Genomic DNA, 15,122 nt, shown 5'->3' with positions numbered 1-15,122 from the left:
AAATCGCTACTCCTGACGTTGTTCTGGCCGCGGGCAATCCAGTCTGGAAAGCTCTGCGGTTCTGCCCTGTGGGCCTGTTACTGTAACGCCGATGCTGACACATCCCAACGAAGATGTCTGCTGCTGCCTCACTTTCCAGGGCATCTGCAGCGGTGGTGCCTCCGGCTCGATTTGCTCGCGGGCCAGCCTCCACATCTGCCTGACCTGCCACTGGCTGATAAACCCCTGCTGCAATACCCGGTGATAGCCCAGCAGCGCCGTCACTACAATGGCAAAAAGCGCCAGCGCGCACAAAACTTCCGGCAGGCTGAACCCCCTTTCACGATGCGCTAGCGCGGCAGGTCGCATAAGTCTTTATCCATCAGCGGGCAAAAATCCAGCCAGCCGTGTGCCGAAGCCACCAGCTTACCTTCTTGCAACATGCCCCACCGCCATAGCGTGAGGGGTAAAGCCTGGCTGCTTCCGGCACCTGCCGCTGCAAGCAGGGCCTCACCCTTTTCCGTTTGATAGAGGCACGCACGCCAGGCATGACTTTGCTCGCTCAGGCACTGCCAGGTGCTCTGCTGCGGCCAGTTTTGCCTTTCTCCCCATGCCAGCGCTGACCTTGCGGCAGTATCATTTTTAATAAACTGAACCTCACCGGCAATCTCAAAACGCTGCGCCCTGAGCTGGCGCGATAAGCCATCAAGCATCAGGGATCCCAAAGCAAACAACATCAGTACCATTAACAGAGAGCTGCTCCCCTGCTCTTGCCGATAATTCATAAATTCTCTCCGCTAACGATATAGTTTATTTCACTGATTCGGCTACGGTTACCCAGGCTGGCGGCCAGCCTGAGGCTTAGCAAAGGCTTCGCCTCTTTACGGTTCTGCCGGGTTACGGAAAAATGCTGCAAACTCATCAGTTCCGGGTCAGACATTTTCTCCCACCCATTTCCCTCGCAGCTCTTCGCCCCCTTCTGGGTTTCCAGGCTCTCGTTACGCAACCGGTACCCGGTTAGTTCGCTCTGGCCTTCCGGGGAAACATCCCATTTCCCATTACCGTTGGCGTCCCATTGCACCAGCACACAGCTCCCGCCGTTGAGTATTCTCAAACCTTCCCCCTGGCAAACTCCCCGGCAATAGCCCGCACGCCGCAGGTTTTTACCAACGCTAAATGCCAGTTGCCACATTGCCTCCTGCTTCGCGACATATTGATACTCACGCATGATTTCCATCTGTAAAACGGGAAACAATCGGGATGCACCAAGTAACACCACGCTACTCAGTGCCATAGCAATCAGCGTTTCCAGCAACGTAAAACCCCGCTGAGCGCTTAACATAGCTTGCTCTCTGCAACCTCACACAGGCGGGTTCGCCCCCAAACCGATAAGGTCACTTTCCATTTTCCCGCCGGGCTCTTCAGCACAATATGGCCCGGCCATGCGGTATTACGCACCCCATAAAAGCCCAGGCCACCGCTGATATCTTCAACAGAGATACCTTTAAATTCAGGCGAAAATTGCAGCCGTGCGTCCCCCTCAGCCCGGCCCGCCAAATGCTGACTGCTCGTCAGGATCCAGTTTTCGCCATTCTGCTCCAGCTTTAAAAGATGAGTTCGGTTATGCCAATTTGCGTCATTACGTAAGTGGGCAAGAAAATGCCGCAGCTGCTGCGCGGTTTGCCACAGGCGCTGGCGCTGTTGCCACTGCTGCCAGCCGTGAAAGCCTCCGGCGCTCAGTACGGCAATGATTGCCATCACCACCATCATTTCAACCAGGCTAAAACCACTTTGAGTTCTGTTCATGGGAGTGAGTTTGGCGGCGGGGGATAAATCTACCAGTGGAAAAACACGAGGCTACGACAGGCCTCGGAAAATATTTGCGCGGTTGCACAAACGTTCACAGCAGCTGGAGTGCTCCTCGAAGAATAGAAACCAGGATAAAAAAAACCGGCGCACAAGGGCACCGGTTCTGTCACGCTTTCAGCCTGTTATATGGCCACTGGGGCTTTAATTGCAGGATGCGGATCGTAGCCTTCGATTTCGAAGTCTTCAAACCGATAGTCAAACAGAGACTCTGGTTTGCGCTTGATAATGAGCTTAGGCAGAGCGCGCGGCTCGCGCGTCAGCTGTAGGCGAGTCTGCTCAAGGTGGTTGCTGTACAGGTGAGTGTCCCCCCCGGTCCAGACAAAATCACCCACTTCCAGATTGCACTGCTGGGCCATCATATGCACCAGCAGCGCATAGCTGGCGATGTTAAACGGCAGCCCAAGGAAGATATCGCAGGAGCGTTGATAAAGCTGGCAGGAGAGCTTGCCGTCGGCAACGTAGAACTGGAAGAAAGCATGGCAAGGCGCAAGAGCCATCTTATCCAGCTCGCCCACGTTCCAGGCCGAAACAATAATACGGCGTGAATCAGGGTCGTTTTTCAGCTGGTTTAGCACCGTAGTCAGCTGATCGATATAGCGGCCATCAGGCGCGGCCCATGAACGCCACTGCTTGCCATACACCGGACCAAGATCGCCGTTTTCATCAGCCCACTCGTCCCAGATGGTGACTTTGTTCTCTTTCAGATAAGCGATATTGGTATCGCCGTTCAGGAACCACAGAAGCTCATGAATGATAGAACGCAGGTGACATTTTTTAGTGGTAACCAGTGGGAAGCCTTCCTGCAGGTTAAAGCGCATTTGATGCCCAAAAATCGACAGCGTGCCGGTTCCGGTACGGTCATCTTTTGGCGTGCCCTCTTCGAGCACTTTTTTCATCAAATCAAGATACTGTTTCATGTCACCTCACGAAAGTTGCTGCTGCGGACGGCGGTAAGCCCAAACCATCATAATAACACCGGCAACAATCATCGGAATCGACAGGATCTGCCCCATGCTGATGTACTGCACCCAGGTACCGGTAAACTGAGCATCCGGCTGGCGGAAGAACTCAACGATGATGCGAAACGCGCCATACCCAATCAGGAACAGGCCAGATACCGACCCCATAGGGCGCGGCTTGCGAATATAGAGGTTCAGAATGATGAACAGCACAATACCTTCCAGCGCCAGCTCATACAGCTGTGACGGATGGCGCGGCAGCACGCCGTAAGTGTTGAACAGAGACTGCCATTCCGGGTGGGTTGCCAGCAGGCCGACATCCTCGCTGCGGGAACCTGGGAACAGCATTGCGAAGCGGAAGTTTGGATCGACACGCCCCCACAGTTCGCCGTTGATAAAGTTACCGAGACGACCGGCACCGAGTCCGAAGGGAATCAGCGGAGCAATAAAGTCTGAGACCTGGAAGAAGGTGCGCTTAGTGCGGCGTGCAAACCAAATCATTACGCAGATAACGCCGATCAGGCCGCCGTGGAAGGACATTCCTCCGTCCCAGACCTTGAAAAGATACAGCGGATCGGCAAGGAACACCGGTAGGTTGTAGAAAAACACATAGCCAAGACGGCCGCCAAGGAACACGCCGAGGAAACCAGCATACAGCAGGTTTTCTACTTCATTTTTAGTCCAGCCGCTGCCAGGACGGCTGGCGCGACGCCCGGCCAGCCACATGGCGAACACGAACCCGACCAGGTACATAAGTCCGTACCAGTGCAGGGAAACCGGCCCGATGGAGAAAAGCACCGGGTCAAATTCAGGGAAATGCAGATAGCCACTATTCATCTGTCACCACAAGCCATTGTTACCCCACCAAAAAAGAGAGGTGGGTTGCAAATACGCACCGCTATCGATGCGCTCCGAAAGCAGCGGATCATAGCACAAACGACCGGACTGATTGATTATGGAAGTTGTAAAAGATGTGTAATGTCCCGGTTGCGGCGGGACATTGATATGACTTAGCGACCACCGCGGATCAAGCCGCCCATTCCGCGTCGCTCCATAAACGCCGCCACCTGGTGGCGCACCTCGGTAGCCATTTGCGCCTCCAGGCTGCGCTGTGCCAGGTGCTGCGCTTCTTCCAGTTGGATGTGGCGTAGCAGATACTTAATGCGGGCAACGGAGCGGCCGTTCATCGACAGGTGGCGATAGCCCATGCCAACCAGAAGCGCGACGCACATCGGGTCTCCGGCCATTTCACCGCACAGACAGAGGTCGATATTGTAGCGTTCCGCCTCGCTGGCAATCAGGCTCAGGGTTCTTAACATGGCCGGGTGCAGGCTGTCGTAAAGGCTCGCCACGCGGGTGTTATTTCGATCCACCGCCAGCAGATACTGAGTAAGATCGTTGGTTCCTACGGAAATAAAATCGATGCGCCCTGCCAGGTGCCCCAGCATAAACACCATCGAAGGTACCTCAACCATTACGCCAAGCCGAAGTTGTGGAAGCGGGTAGCCCAGCTCTTCTTCGACTTCGCGTCCGGCACGATCGATCAATCTACGTGCATCGTCTATTTCATCGATGCTGGTGATCATCGGCAGCAGGATGCTGAGATTGCCGGTAGCGGCGTTAGCGCGCAGCATCGCACGGACCTGGATCAGGAAGATCTCCGGCTGATCGAGCGTAATGCGGATCCCACGCCAGCCGAGGCAGGGGTTTTCTTCACTTATCGGCATATACGGCAGCTGCTTATCGGCGCCAACATCCAGCGTACGCAGGGTGACGGGCTTGTCGTTAAACATTTGCAGCATGCCCTGATACTGCGCAACCTGCTCCTCTTCAGACGGGAAGCCGCTTTGCAGCATAAACGGAATTTCTGTGCGGTAGAGGCCAATGCCGTCGACACGGCTGCCAAGCTGCTCTTCATGCTCCGGGCTGAGGCCCGCGTTAAGCATAACCTGAACGCGCTCTCCGCTTTTCAGCGCAGCGGGCTGGTCAACATCGTCTTCCGCCAGGCGGCTAAGCTCGTTTTCTTCGCTGACCAGGCGCTGGTATTCCTGCAACAGCACCTGCTCGGGGTCAACCAGCAGCTCGCCGCGGTAACCGTCGACCACCAGCATGCGGCGATGCAGCACCGAAGGCTGAATGTCCGCCCCCATAACCGTTGGGATGCCGAGCGCACGAACCATAATAGCGGCGTGGGAGTTTGCCGCACCATCACGAACCACCACGCCCGCAAGGCGGTTCTGCGGCAGTTCCGCAAGCGTGGTAGCGGAAAGCTCATCGGCAACCAGCACGAAGCGCTCGGGCCAGGTATTCGGGCTTTGAATTGTGTCATCGAGGTGGAACAGCAGACGCTGCCCGAGGGCTTTCAGGTCGCCTGCCCGCTCTTTCAGATAGCTATCAGAGAGGCTGGCAAATTGTTCGGCAAATTTTTCGACAACCGTTTTAACCGCCCATTCCGCCACCGAGCCTTTATCAACTTCGGCAAACAGTTCGCGACGCAGTCGGGCATCGGTCAGCAGGTGCGAGTAGAGATCAAAGATTGCCGCCGTCTCTTTCTGAGCACCGGCGGCAAAGCGCTTGCTGTAGCGCCGGAATTCACCGGAGGCTTCTTCCAGCGCGGCGGTAAGACGCTCACGCTCCAGCGCGGTATCCAGCGTTGAAGCCTCAAAGACCTGCTCCATCAGCGGCAGCGTCGTATCCATCCAGCCTTCGGCAATGGCTACGCCCGGCGAAGCAGGCAGCGCGCGAATGCGGGTCTGGCGATATTGGCCGAACAGAGCAGTTAACTGAGATTGAGATAAAATAGCGGCCATTTGCGTGGCCAGCGTAACAAGGAAAGACTCTTCGCTTTCATCATACTGCCGGTGCTCACGCTGCTGCACTACCAGCACGCCAAGCAACTGACGCCGCTGGATGATAGGCACCCCAAGGAAGGCCCGGAAGCGCTCCTCTTTTACCGCAGGAACGTATTTAAAGCTGGGGTGTTTTTGCGCATCGGCAAGGTTAATAGGTTCCGCAAGCCGCCCGACAAGGCCGACGATGCCTTCATCGAAGGCAAGCGTAACCGTGCGGCCGCGTGGTTTTTTTAACCCACGCGTTGCCATTAAATAAAAGCAGCGGCGCTCATGATCGGCGAGATAAACCGAGCAAACCTCGGTATCCATCGCAAGGCAGATGTCGGTAACCAGAATATCCAGCGCCTCATTGAGGCGCGGGGCGCTGGCAACCTTTTCGACTATTTCTCGCAGACGGGTGAGCATTTTTCGCGTGACTTAACCTCTTTTACGTCGCCAGGCCGGCGAGTTATTACGTGGTGGCGTAACTTCCTGCAGCGGCATAACCACGCTGGCAAACTCTTTCATTACGCGGCGATAAACATCACGCTTAAATGAAACAACCTGGCGAACCGGGTACCAGTAGCTTACCCAGCGCCAGCCGTCGAACTCCGGCGTGCTGCTGGTTTGCATATTGATCTCGGTGTCGCTGCCCAGCAACTGCAAAAGAAACCATTTTTGTTTCTGGCCGATACAAACCGGCTTTGTGTCCCAACGCACCAAACGTTTAGGTAATTTGTAACGCAACCAGTTTCGGGTCGAGGCAAGAATGCGAACATCTTTTCTCTGTAAACCGACTTCTTCGAAAAGCTCCCGGTACATTGCCTGTTCAGCTGACTCGCCAGGATTGATGCCCCCCTGAGGAAATTGCCAGGAATGTTGACCGAAACGCCGGGCCCACATTACCTGTCCCTGCCGATTACATATTACGATCCCAACGTTGGGGCGGTAGCCATCATCATCGATCACCGGACTACCTCAAAACAAACTTAGATTACAGCGATTGTTTCATACAAGTGTCAGGCGGTAAACCACTCTATTGGCGGCGTTTGCGTGGAATAACATTTGAATAACTCACAAAAGAGTGCCGGGTTATAAACAGGGACGGTGAAAACCCTCGGCTTTATTCACTTTTTCTGTGGATATAACTGTGAAGAACTACCGAATTACATCGGGACAACTTGGGACAAGTAAAAACAGGAGCAATCTGATAATTTTAAAAACACATTATATATCATAACGATAACAGAGAAAAAATGACATAAAAGCTTCATAATGTGACGATCATCACATACAAGGATCGTCGACTGATGAAAGATCGAGCAATGTCGTTTTTATCCACAGATTATGCAAACAAGTTAGTCACAAATCGCCGATAAATTGTATTTTCCCGCCTCGTCAAGGCTGTAAATGGAACCAGTAGTGACGCTTATTCCCAGTTATCCCATTTTTCTGTGGATAACATGGTGTAAGATCCTGTTCATTGTCAGTGACCAGAATTGGAAAAGCTTTTTTCCCCGCTTCACTGTGCAGCCAAAGTCTAAAAAAAACCATTATAAATCATTAGATTGTTATTCTTATCCTCAGACGGTTAAACTAACCGTTCGCTGTGAGTAAATAGCGTTCATTTTTTAACCACAAAACATCAACGAGTTATGCAACCAATACGACCTTTAACCTCGCCCCCAAAAAGTGAAACAGACCTGCTCCGGCAGGCGAGTCTGGTCGCGGGTTATACTCTGGGTGAACTGGCCGCGCTGGCCGGGCTGAAGGCCCCTGAAAACCTGAAGCGCGATAAAGGCTGGATTGGAATTTTGCTGGAACAATGGCTGGGTGCCAGCGCCGGAAGCAAGCCTGAACAAGACTTTGCAGCACTCGGTATTGAGCTAAAAACCATTCCTGTAGATAGTCAAGGTCGCCCGCTGGAAACCACCTTTGTCTGCGTAGCTCCGCTGACCGGCAATAGCGGTGTCGTGTGGGAAACCAGCCATGTTCGCCACAAGCTGAAACGTGTGCTGTGGATCCCGGTCGAAGGCGATAGACAGATCCCGCTTGCCGAGCGCCACGTTGGCTCACCGCTGCTCTGGAGTCCTTCAGAGGAAGAAGAACGGCAGCTCCAGCTTGACTGGGAAGAGCTGATGGATTTGATAGTGCTGGGGCAGGTTGAGCGCATTACCGCTCGCCACGGAGAGGTACTTCAACTCCGCCCTAAAGCGGCTAACAGCAAGGCTTTGACGGAGGCAATAGGCGCCGACGGTTCGCCGATACTCACCTTACCCCGCGGTTTTTATCTAAAGAAAAACTTCACCGCAGCGCTTCTGGCGCGCCACTTTTCGCTCTAATGCCAGCGGCATAACGAATCCATGTTTCTGTCAGCGCAGGCAGGGGAATGTTACATTAACTTTCCCCCATTAAGAATTTGCCTCTTTTATTCCCCCATTCATCAGGTTATTACTAAGCTTATTAACTGGATCCTTCCTGACGAGGAAAATAATGATGACTAAATGGGCAGTAGCAATTTCCGCCATTGGCCTTGCCTTCGCCGTTTCAGGCTGCAGCAGTGACTACGTAATGGCAACCAAAGATGGACGAATGATTTTGACCGAAGGAAAACCTAAGGTCGATGAAGATACCGGGCTGGTAAGCTATCGCGATCAGCAGGGCAACGAAATGCAGATCAACCGTAACGACGTTTCCCAAATTATCGAACGCTAATTTATCAGGGTCAGCCCGCCGGCTGGCCTGACGACTTTTCTTTTCTCCCCTCTTTCGCTTTCCCTCCGCCTCTGCCATGTTTATAGGCCTTTTTGTCGGGTAGCTAAGCCTGACGTAGTCAAAAGAACACCAGGAATCCAGCTATGCATTATCACCGTATTCCCCACAGTTCACTTGAAATCAGCACGCTGGGCTTGGGAACCATGACCTTTGGTGAGCAAAGCAGCGAAGCCGACGCCCACCAGCAGCTCGACTACGCCGTAAGCCAGGGCGTAAACCTGATTGACGTCGCAGAAATGTATCCGGTACCGCCGCGCCCGGAAACTCAGGGGTTAACAGAAAGCTACGTGGGTAGCTGGCTGAAGGCTCGCGGTAACCGTGAGAAGCTGGTTATTGCCTCTAAGGTAACCGGCCCAACGCGTAATAATGATGCAGGTATCCGTCCAAATCAGATCCTCGACCGTAAAAACATTCGTGAAGCGCTGGATGCCAGCCTGAAGCGCCTGCAAACCGACTACCTCGATCTGTATCAGGTACACTGGCCGCAGCGCCCAACCAATACCTTCGGCAAGCTAGGCTACACCTGGAGCGACACGACTTCGCTGCCGGTAACGCTGCTGGAAACCCTTGAAGCGCTGACGGAATGCCAGCGTGCCGGGAAAATTCGCTATATTGGCGTCTCGAATGAAACGGCCTGGGGGGTAATGCGCTATTTGCAGCTTGCCGAAAAACACGACCTGCCGCGTATCGTTACCATTCAGAATCCGTATAGCCTGCTGAACCGCAGCTTCGAGGTTGGTTTATCTGAAGTGAGCCAGCACGAAGGTGTCGAGCTGCTTGCGTACTCCTGCCTTGCGTTTGGCGTGCTCTCGGGCAAATACCTTAACGGCGCACAACCGGCCGGAGCGCGTAATACTTTATTCAGCCGTTTTACCCGCTACAGCGGCGAACAGTCACAAAAAGCCGTTGCCGCCTACGTCGAAATCGCCAAACGTCATAACCTGGACCCGTCGCAAATGGCACTGGCCTTTGTCCGCCGCCAGCCGTTCGTTGCCAGCACCTTGCTGGGTGCCACAACGATGGAGCAGCTAAAAACCAACCTTGAAAGCCTGAACCTGACCTTAAGCGAAGAGGTTATTGAGGAAATTGAGGCGGTGCACCGCGTTTATACCTACCCGGCACCGTAAAGGAATGGTGGCCCCCGGGATAACCCAGGGGGCCATTTTTTTAACTTTTCTGCTTAATCTGCCACAGCCACAGGGCGCTAATCGCCAGCGCAAACACCACGCCGAAGCCGATACCTACGCCGACGATTGGTGCCCCGGTTTTCACCGCCAGCGAGAACAAGCCAAGCATCAGCAGCATTGCCGTGTTCTCTCCAAGATTCTGAACCGCGATGGCATTTCCCGCGCCGACGGTGTGCTTGCCGCGATCCTGCAGCAGCGCATTAAGAGGCACGACAAAGAACCCGCCAAGAATACCGATCAGCATAAGCAGGGCATAAGACGGCAGCAGAGCGTGCTGGAAGGCAAAAATAGCGACTCCGACGCCAATCAATATCCCGGCAGGCATACAGCGGGCGACCGTTTCAAGAGTAACCAGTTTAGCCGCTGCGCCCGCGCCGATAACAATCCCAACCGCAACCATCGCATTAAGATAAGTTGGCGTGGCGTTATCAGCGATCCCCAGCGCGATGGGAACCCACAGCACCAGCAGGAAGCGTAGCGTAACGCCAGCTCCCCAGAACAGGCTGGTACCAACCAGCGAGAATCGAGTTTCACCGCTGCGCCACAGAACGCGGCAGGCGGCAAAGAAGCTTTGCGTCATCGGCCTGAAACGCCATGACTGTCCGGGCCGTGCCGGAGCCAGTTTGGGAATAAACAGGTTTGCGATAACCGCCGCAGCGTAAACCAGAGCACAGACAATAAGCGCCGCAAGCAGGCTCCAGTCCGCCAGCACGCCGCCGGCAACCGAGCCCAGTAAGATGGCAGCAATAGTCGATGATTCCATCAGCCCATTCGCTTTGACCAGACGGTCACCGGTTGTCAGCTCGCCAAGAATACCGTACTTAGCCGGTGAATATGCCGCGGCACCAACGCCCACCAGCATATAACCAACAAACGGATTAAGCCCAAAAGCAATCACCAACGCGCCAATCAGCTTCAGGCTGTTAGCCATCATCATGACGCGCCCTTTGGCAAAGCTGTCGGCAACCTGGCCCACAAACGGGGCAAAGAGAATATAGGCACCAACGAAGACCATTTGCAGCACCGGCTGGCTCCAGTCGGGATAAAATTGCTGCTTGAGCACCGCGAGGGTGGCAAACAGCAGGGCATTATCACCAAACGCAGATAAAAACTGCGCCGCGGTCACCGCCAGCATGCCGCGTGACCATAGCGAACCGCTGCCGTTAGCCTGTTCAGACATGGGCTTTCTCCGCTTCGTCTATTTGTGCCTTGAGGGTAACAAAATCTGGTTTACCACTGCCGAGCACCGGCAGCTGTTTGAGATAGCGAATATCGCGCGGTACAGCCAGCTCCGGCACGCCGTGCTCGCGCGCATAACGTAACAGTTTTTCGCGGTTCAGTTCGCTGTCGGTGGTGAACAAGACCAGCGCCTCGCCTTTCGCCGCATCATGTTTAATTACCGTGGCATGTAGCTTGTCCGGGGAGATAGAGATGGCCACCTGCTCAACCATTTCCAGCGACACCATTTCTCCGGCAATCTTGGCAAAGCGTTTTGCTCGCCCCTGGATCACGCAGAAACCCTGCTCATCAAAAGTCACTATATCGCCGGTGTCATACCAGCCTTTTTCCATCTCGCCCGCGGCGTTTTCTGCCTCCGGTAGCTCAAGAACGCCGGGATTTTCAACGCGCAGGTAGCCGTTCATGATGTTCGGGCCTTTGAGTTGCAGCCTGCCGCCCTGTTCAATGCCCGGCACCGCCAGCAGACGGGCGTCCATTGCAGGTAAAACCCGCCCGACGGTTCCCGGTTTTGCCGCCATTGGGACGTTTATGGAAACCACAGGAGCGCACTCGGTCACGCCATAACCTTCGAGGATGCGCAGGCCGAATTTGTCCTGCCACAGCTGCCTGGTGCTTTCCTGGAGTTTTTCAGCCCCGGCCACCACGTAGCGCAGGCGGAAGAAATCATAAGGATTGGCAAAGCGGCCATAATTCCCAAGGAAAGTGGAAGTGCCGAATACTACGGTGCAGTTGCGGTCGTAAATAAGTTCCGGCACGACCCGGTAGTGCAGCGGGCTTGGGTAGAGGAAGACTTCCGCGCCGGTCAGCAGCGGCGTCAGCAGGCCAACCGTCAGGCCGAAAGAGTGGAACAGCGGCAGCGCGGACATAAAGCGGTCGTCCGCGGTAAAGTCGGCGATAGTGCGAATTTGCTCGACGTTGGCCAGCAGACTTTTATGGCTGTGAACAACACCCTTCGGGTTACCTTCAGAGCCGGAGGTAAACAGCACCATAGCGGCATCTTCCGGCTGCTGTTTCACTTGGGCGAGCTGCGGAGCAAGTAAGTGGGCAAAAATCCACAGTTTGTCCTTGGCCGTGACCGTAGATTTTAAATCCTCAAGATAGACCCAGCGCACCTGAGTAAGCTGCTCAGGCAGATGCAGCAGTTTGCCCTTCTCCAGGAACTGGCGCGAGGTAAACACGGTTTTGATTTGAGCGGCGGTAATCGCGCTGGTCAGCCCTTTGACGCCAGCCGTGTAGTTCATCATCGCCGGGACTCGCCCGCGGGACGACGCACCAAAAATAACCGCCGCGCTGATGGCTGCGTTCGGCAGCATCAGGCCGATGGCTTCACCCTGCTCGCTGTATTTATCAAGAATACGGCCAACAAACAGCGTTTTGGTCAACAAAGAGCGATAAGTATCAGGCTTGAAATTAATATCTTCGATGCAGTTTTTACGTGAACCGTAGCGATCTTTCGCCGCCAGCAGCGCCTCAAACAGCGTCTCACGCGGGCGCACCGCCATACGCGCCTCCATCATAATCTGATGCAGCATTTCCCCGGCCATTTTACGCCGGTCACGAGCGCGGGGCGCTTCCGGCATCGGAATCGAGGTCGGCGGTAACAGATGCAGGCTAATGCGCGGGAACAGTCGCTGTTTTACCAGGCCCTTCAACCGGCTGAAGAAGGTCAGCTCGGCGCCATCAATGCGCAGAGGCACTATAGTGGCATTGGCCTTCGCCGCCACAAACCCAGCCCCGTCGTAGATTTTCATCAGCGAGCCGGTAACGCTAATGCGCCCTTCCGGGAAGATGACCACCGGCCGCCCCTGCTCTACCAGCCGTACCAGATGTTTAATCGACATCGGCTTGGTCGGGTCCAGCGGAACAAAATCAATCAGCGGTTTGAGCCAGCGCATATACCATTGCTGGCTTATTGACGAATAGACCGCAAATACCGGTCGAACCGGCAAGAATAGTGCCACCAGAATCCCATCGAGAAACGACACATGGTTCGGAACAATAAGCACGCGTTGCAGGGCCAGGGCTTTAGTATCCCCGGACAGGGTGACACGGAACAGAATTCGGAATAGCGCACGGAAAAAAACAAAAAGCATAGCAATTCTCTTTGTCGTGGGTCGGCAAGAGTTAAGTGTAGAGACGCAGAGTACACCAGTTGCGGGAAGTGCGGGAAGTGGCTCAAAAAAAAGCAAAAAAAAACCTGCGCATCTGCGCAGGTTGGTGCAAAAGAATTGTACTCAGCAGAGTACCAGGAATTCTCACCAATCAATACCTCTGGGATCTGAATTGTCTCGCGCCACCGATGAGGAAACCAGCGGCAAAAAGCAAGGGAATGAACCCAAGTGCAACCAGGTGTTTAAATTCTCAGTTCTTGTTACAGGCGGCGGGATTCAGGCAAAAAAAAACCTGCGCATCCGCGCAGGTTGGTGTAATTCATAGGATCAGCATTAGTCGCTGACTTCACCTATCAATACCTCTGGGATGACAAATGTAGCAGCGGCACATTCACTTCCGCCATGTGGAAATCGCAACAGCAGACTGCAAAATGTAAGCAAAGATTTGGTCAGAAACGTTTAAAAATCCGTGACATGCCAGGCCAGGCTACGGAAACAGCAAGGCCGTGTAACGGTTACACCGCTTCGCGTTGATTTTGCTTAACTTTGCGAAGTATGCAGCAGATGCCGCCTTGCAGTGGCAAGGGTTTTCCGCAACACTAAACGCTGTGTAAACGATTACCCCTTACAGGAAGGTTATTGATGGCGACAATTAAGGATGTGGCTCGGCTTGCTGGTGTGTCTGTCGCCACGGTATCCCGCGTGATTAACAACTCCCCTAAAGCCAGCGAGGCATCCAGGCTGGCGGTTAACAGCGCGATGGAATCGTTAAACTACCATCCCAACGCAAACGCCCGGGCGCTTGCCCAGCAAACCACGGAAACCATGGGCCTGGTCGTGGGTGACGTCTCTGACCCGTTCTTCGGCGCGATGGTTAAGGCCGTCGAGCAGGTTGCCTACCGCACCGGGAATTTCCTGCTTATCGGCAACGGCTACCACAGCGAGCAAAAAGAACGCCAGGCGATTGAACAGCTGATTCGCCACCGCTGTGCGGCTCTGGTGGTACATGCAAAAAAACTGCCTGATGACGAACTGGCCGGCTTAATGAAGCAGATCCCGGGCATGGTATTAATCAACCGAACCCTACCGGGTTTCGAACAGCGCTGTGTAGCGCTTGATGACCGCTACGGTGCCTGGCTTGCCACCCGCCATCTGATTCAACAGGGCCATACTAAAATCGGCTATCTCTGTTCAAACCACCAGATTTCTGACGCAGACGACAGGTTACAGGGCTATTACGATGCGCTTCGTGAGCACGATATCCCACTCAACGAGCGTCTGGTGACCTTCGGCGAGCCGGACGAAAGCGGCGGCGAACAGGCGCTGACCGAGCTTCTGGGCCGAGGCAAAAACTTTACCGCCGTGGCCTGCTACAACGACTCAATGGCCGCGGGCGCAATGGGCGTGCTGAGCGACAACGGAATTGACGTTCCCGGCGAAATTTCCCTGATTGGCTTCGATGATATTCTGATTTCGCGCTACGTTCGTCCGCGTTTGACCACCGTTCGCTACCCGATAGTCACCATGGCAACTCAGGCAGCAGAGCTGGCGCTGGCGCTGGCGGATAACCTGGCCGCGCCGGAAATTACCAACATGTTTAGCCCTACCCTGGTACGTCGCCATTCGGTCGTCTCACCGGGAGAGAGATAACGGTAGCTTAAGCTGATAAAGATGAACCGGCCGGGCAGGGTAATCCAGCCCGTCGCCAATATACTGCCAGCCAAAGCGCTCATAATAGGCCTTACAGGCAGAATAGAGATACAAAGACTCAAAACCAAGGCTGCTGGCATACTCTACAACATGGCGCTGGAGCCGCTCACCCAGTCCCCGCCCACGCTGCTCTTCATCTACATATAACGCAGCCAGCCACGGCCAGAGATCCTGACGGCTAATCAGATCGCAACGCCACAGGCCAACGGAACCTAAAAGCTTCTCCTCCTCCAGCGCGACAAAGGTCAGAGGCATTTCACCTTCACGCTGGCTGCTGGCGACAATAGAAGAAAAAAAGTCGTGGCTGTCTTCGCTACCGAACGGCTGCCACAGCCAGTCGGTAACCTGTTCAGCGTGCTGAGGGGCCTGGTATAACGGAACGATTTTCACAACGACATCCTCTTAAAAATTCTCATCAAATTTAGAAAGCGTGATCTGGTACGACAATTTGCACGGCGAAAC

15 protein-coding genes are annotated in these 15,122 nt (G+C 54.4%); 4 read left to right on the top strand and 11 right to left on the bottom strand.

Annotated elements, in window-relative coordinates:
• Positions 1 to 6: 6 nt before the first annotated feature.
• The 8 genes from FOC35_RS12645 to rppH all read right to left on the bottom strand — a co-directional run bounded on the left by FOC35_RS12645 (position 7) and on the right by rppH (position 6,607).
• Positions 7 to 348, bottom strand: coding sequence for a prepilin-type N-terminal cleavage/methylation domain-containing protein (locus FOC35_RS12645; RefSeq protein ID WP_172569067.1), 342 nt, complete (start codon positions 346 to 348; stop codon positions 7 to 9).
• A complete protein-coding gene (locus FOC35_RS12640) occupies positions 330 to 764 on the bottom strand; it encodes a DUF2509 family protein (RefSeq protein ID WP_172569066.1) in 435 nt (144 codons plus the stop codon). The genes FOC35_RS12645 and FOC35_RS12640 overlap by 19 nt, the downstream gene beginning before the upstream one ends.
• Positions 761 to 1,321, bottom strand: a complete 561-nt coding sequence (locus FOC35_RS12635; RefSeq protein ID WP_016538046.1) for a prepilin peptidase-dependent protein — start codon at positions 1,319 to 1,321, stop codon at positions 761 to 763. The genes FOC35_RS12640 and FOC35_RS12635 overlap by 4 nt, the downstream gene beginning before the upstream one ends.
• Positions 1,315 to 1,785: a prepilin peptidase-dependent protein gene (locus FOC35_RS12630; protein WP_172569065.1), complete on the bottom strand. Its 471-nt coding sequence runs from the start codon at positions 1,783 to 1,785 to the stop codon at positions 1,315 to 1,317. The genes FOC35_RS12635 and FOC35_RS12630 overlap by 7 nt, the downstream gene beginning before the upstream one ends.
• A gap of 185 nt (positions 1,786 to 1,970) precedes the next feature.
• Positions 1,971 to 2,765, bottom strand: a complete 795-nt coding sequence (thyA, locus tag FOC35_RS12625; RefSeq protein WP_016538048.1) for a thymidylate synthase — start codon at positions 2,763 to 2,765, stop codon at positions 1,971 to 1,973.
• 6 nt (positions 2,766 to 2,771) lie between these two features.
• A complete protein-coding gene (gene lgt / locus FOC35_RS12620; protein ID WP_016538049.1) occupies positions 2,772 to 3,644 on the bottom strand; it encodes a prolipoprotein diacylglyceryl transferase in 873 nt (290 codons plus the stop codon).
• A 173-nt stretch (positions 3,645 to 3,817) separates the two neighbouring features.
• Entirely contained in the window at positions 3,818 to 6,064 is a 2,247-nt protein-coding gene (ptsP, locus tag FOC35_RS12615) for a phosphoenolpyruvate--protein phosphotransferase (protein ID WP_172569064.1), read from the bottom strand.
• A 12-nt stretch (positions 6,065 to 6,076) separates the two neighbouring features.
• On the bottom strand, positions 6,077 to 6,607 hold the full coding sequence (rppH, locus tag FOC35_RS12610; RefSeq protein ID WP_016538051.1) for an RNA pyrophosphohydrolase: 531 nt from the start codon (positions 6,605 to 6,607) through the stop codon (positions 6,077 to 6,079).
• 686 nt (positions 6,608 to 7,293) lie between these two features.
• On the opposite strand from rppH, the gene mutH reads away from it, so the two are divergent.
• The 3 genes from mutH (at position 7,294) to FOC35_RS12590 (ending at position 9,540) form a co-directional block, all read left to right on the top strand.
• On the top strand, positions 7,294 to 7,980 hold the full coding sequence (gene mutH, locus FOC35_RS12600; protein WP_172569063.1) for a DNA mismatch repair endonuclease MutH: 687 nt from the start codon (positions 7,294 to 7,296) through the stop codon (positions 7,978 to 7,980).
• Between the two features lie 154 nt (positions 7,981 to 8,134).
• Positions 8,135 to 8,353 (top strand): YgdI/YgdR family lipoprotein, encoded by a 219-nt coding sequence (locus tag FOC35_RS12595; protein ID WP_008458470.1) that lies wholly within the window; start codon positions 8,135 to 8,137, stop codon positions 8,351 to 8,353.
• A gap of 143 nt (positions 8,354 to 8,496) precedes the next feature.
• The gene (locus FOC35_RS12590; RefSeq protein ID WP_172569062.1) at positions 8,497 to 9,540 is read left to right on the top strand and encodes an NADP(H)-dependent aldo-keto reductase; all 1,044 of its coding nucleotides are present in this window, start codon (positions 8,497 to 8,499) and stop codon (positions 9,538 to 9,540) included.
• A gap of 40 nt (positions 9,541 to 9,580) precedes the next feature.
• On the opposite strand, the gene lplT is transcribed toward FOC35_RS12590, so the two are convergent.
• The gene (gene lplT / locus FOC35_RS12585; protein WP_172569061.1) at positions 9,581 to 10,780 is read right to left on the bottom strand and encodes a lysophospholipid transporter LplT; all 1,200 of its coding nucleotides are present in this window, start codon (positions 10,778 to 10,780) and stop codon (positions 9,581 to 9,583) included.
• Positions 10,773 to 12,932, bottom strand: coding sequence for a bifunctional acyl-ACP--phospholipid O-acyltransferase/long-chain-fatty-acid--ACP ligase (gene aas, locus FOC35_RS12580; protein WP_172569060.1), 2,160 nt, complete (start codon positions 12,930 to 12,932; stop codon positions 10,773 to 10,775). The genes lplT and aas overlap by 8 nt, the downstream gene beginning before the upstream one ends.
• 660 nt (positions 12,933 to 13,592) lie before the next feature.
• Here aas and galR point away from each other — a divergent pair.
• Positions 13,593 to 14,600 carry an HTH-type transcriptional regulator GalR gene (gene galR, locus FOC35_RS12575; RefSeq protein WP_016538057.1) on the top strand — a complete coding sequence of 336 codons (1,008 nt, stop codon included), beginning with the start codon at positions 13,593 to 13,595 and terminating at the stop codon, positions 14,598 to 14,600.
• On the opposite strand, the gene FOC35_RS12570 is transcribed toward galR, so the two are convergent.
• Positions 14,583 to 15,050 (bottom strand): GNAT family N-acetyltransferase, encoded by a 468-nt coding sequence (locus tag FOC35_RS12570; protein ID WP_172569059.1) that lies wholly within the window; start codon positions 15,048 to 15,050, stop codon positions 14,583 to 14,585. The genes galR and FOC35_RS12570 overlap by 18 nt on opposite strands.
• Positions 15,051 to 15,122: the final 72 nt, after the last annotated feature.

Origin of the sequence: Cedecea sp. FDAARGOS_727, from assembly GCF_012273235.1 — a bacterium.
GTDB classification, from domain to species: domain Bacteria; phylum Pseudomonadota; class Gammaproteobacteria; order Enterobacterales; family Enterobacteriaceae; genus Cedecea; species Cedecea davisae.
The sequence above is the reverse complement of the archived record's forward strand: the minus strand, read 5'-3'. Positions and strand labels throughout refer to the sequence as shown.

Coding starts and splice junctions, on each gene's coding strand:
- FOC35_RS12645 (WP_172569067.1), bottom strand. CDS start 348: ATGCGACCTGCCGCGCTAGCGCATCGTGAAAGGGGGTTCAGCCTGCCG.
- FOC35_RS12640 (WP_172569066.1), bottom strand. CDS start 764: ATGAATTATCGGCAAGAGCAGGGGAGCAGCTCTCTGTTAATGGTACTG.
- FOC35_RS12635 (WP_016538046.1), bottom strand. CDS start 1,321: ATGTTAAGCGCTCAGCGGGGTTTTACGTTGCTGGAAACGCTGATTGCT.
- FOC35_RS12630 (WP_172569065.1), bottom strand. CDS start 1,785: ATGAACAGAACTCAAAGTGGTTTTAGCCTGGTTGAAATGATGGTGGTG.
- thyA (WP_016538048.1), bottom strand. CDS start 2,765: ATGAAACAGTATCTTGATTTGATGAAAAAAGTGCTCGAAGAGGGCACG.
- lgt (WP_016538049.1), bottom strand. CDS start 3,644: ATGAATAGTGGCTATCTGCATTTCCCTGAATTTGACCCGGTGCTTTTC.
- ptsP (WP_172569064.1), bottom strand. CDS start 6,064: ATGCTCACCCGTCTGCGAGAAATAGTCGAAAAGGTTGCCAGCGCCCCG.
- mutH (WP_172569063.1), top strand. CDS start 7,294: ATGCAACCAATACGACCTTTAACCTCGCCCCCAAAAAGTGAAACAGAC.
- FOC35_RS12595 (WP_008458470.1), top strand. CDS start 8,135: ATGACTAAATGGGCAGTAGCAATTTCCGCCATTGGCCTTGCCTTCGCC.
- FOC35_RS12590 (WP_172569062.1), top strand. CDS start 8,497: ATGCATTATCACCGTATTCCCCACAGTTCACTTGAAATCAGCACGCTG.
- lplT (WP_172569061.1), bottom strand. CDS start 10,780: ATGTCTGAACAGGCTAACGGCAGCGGTTCGCTATGGTCACGCGGCATG.
- aas (WP_172569060.1), bottom strand. CDS start 12,932: ATGCTTTTTGTTTTTTTCCGTGCGCTATTCCGAATTCTGTTCCGTGTC.
- galR (WP_016538057.1), top strand. CDS start 13,593: ATGGCGACAATTAAGGATGTGGCTCGGCTTGCTGGTGTGTCTGTCGCC.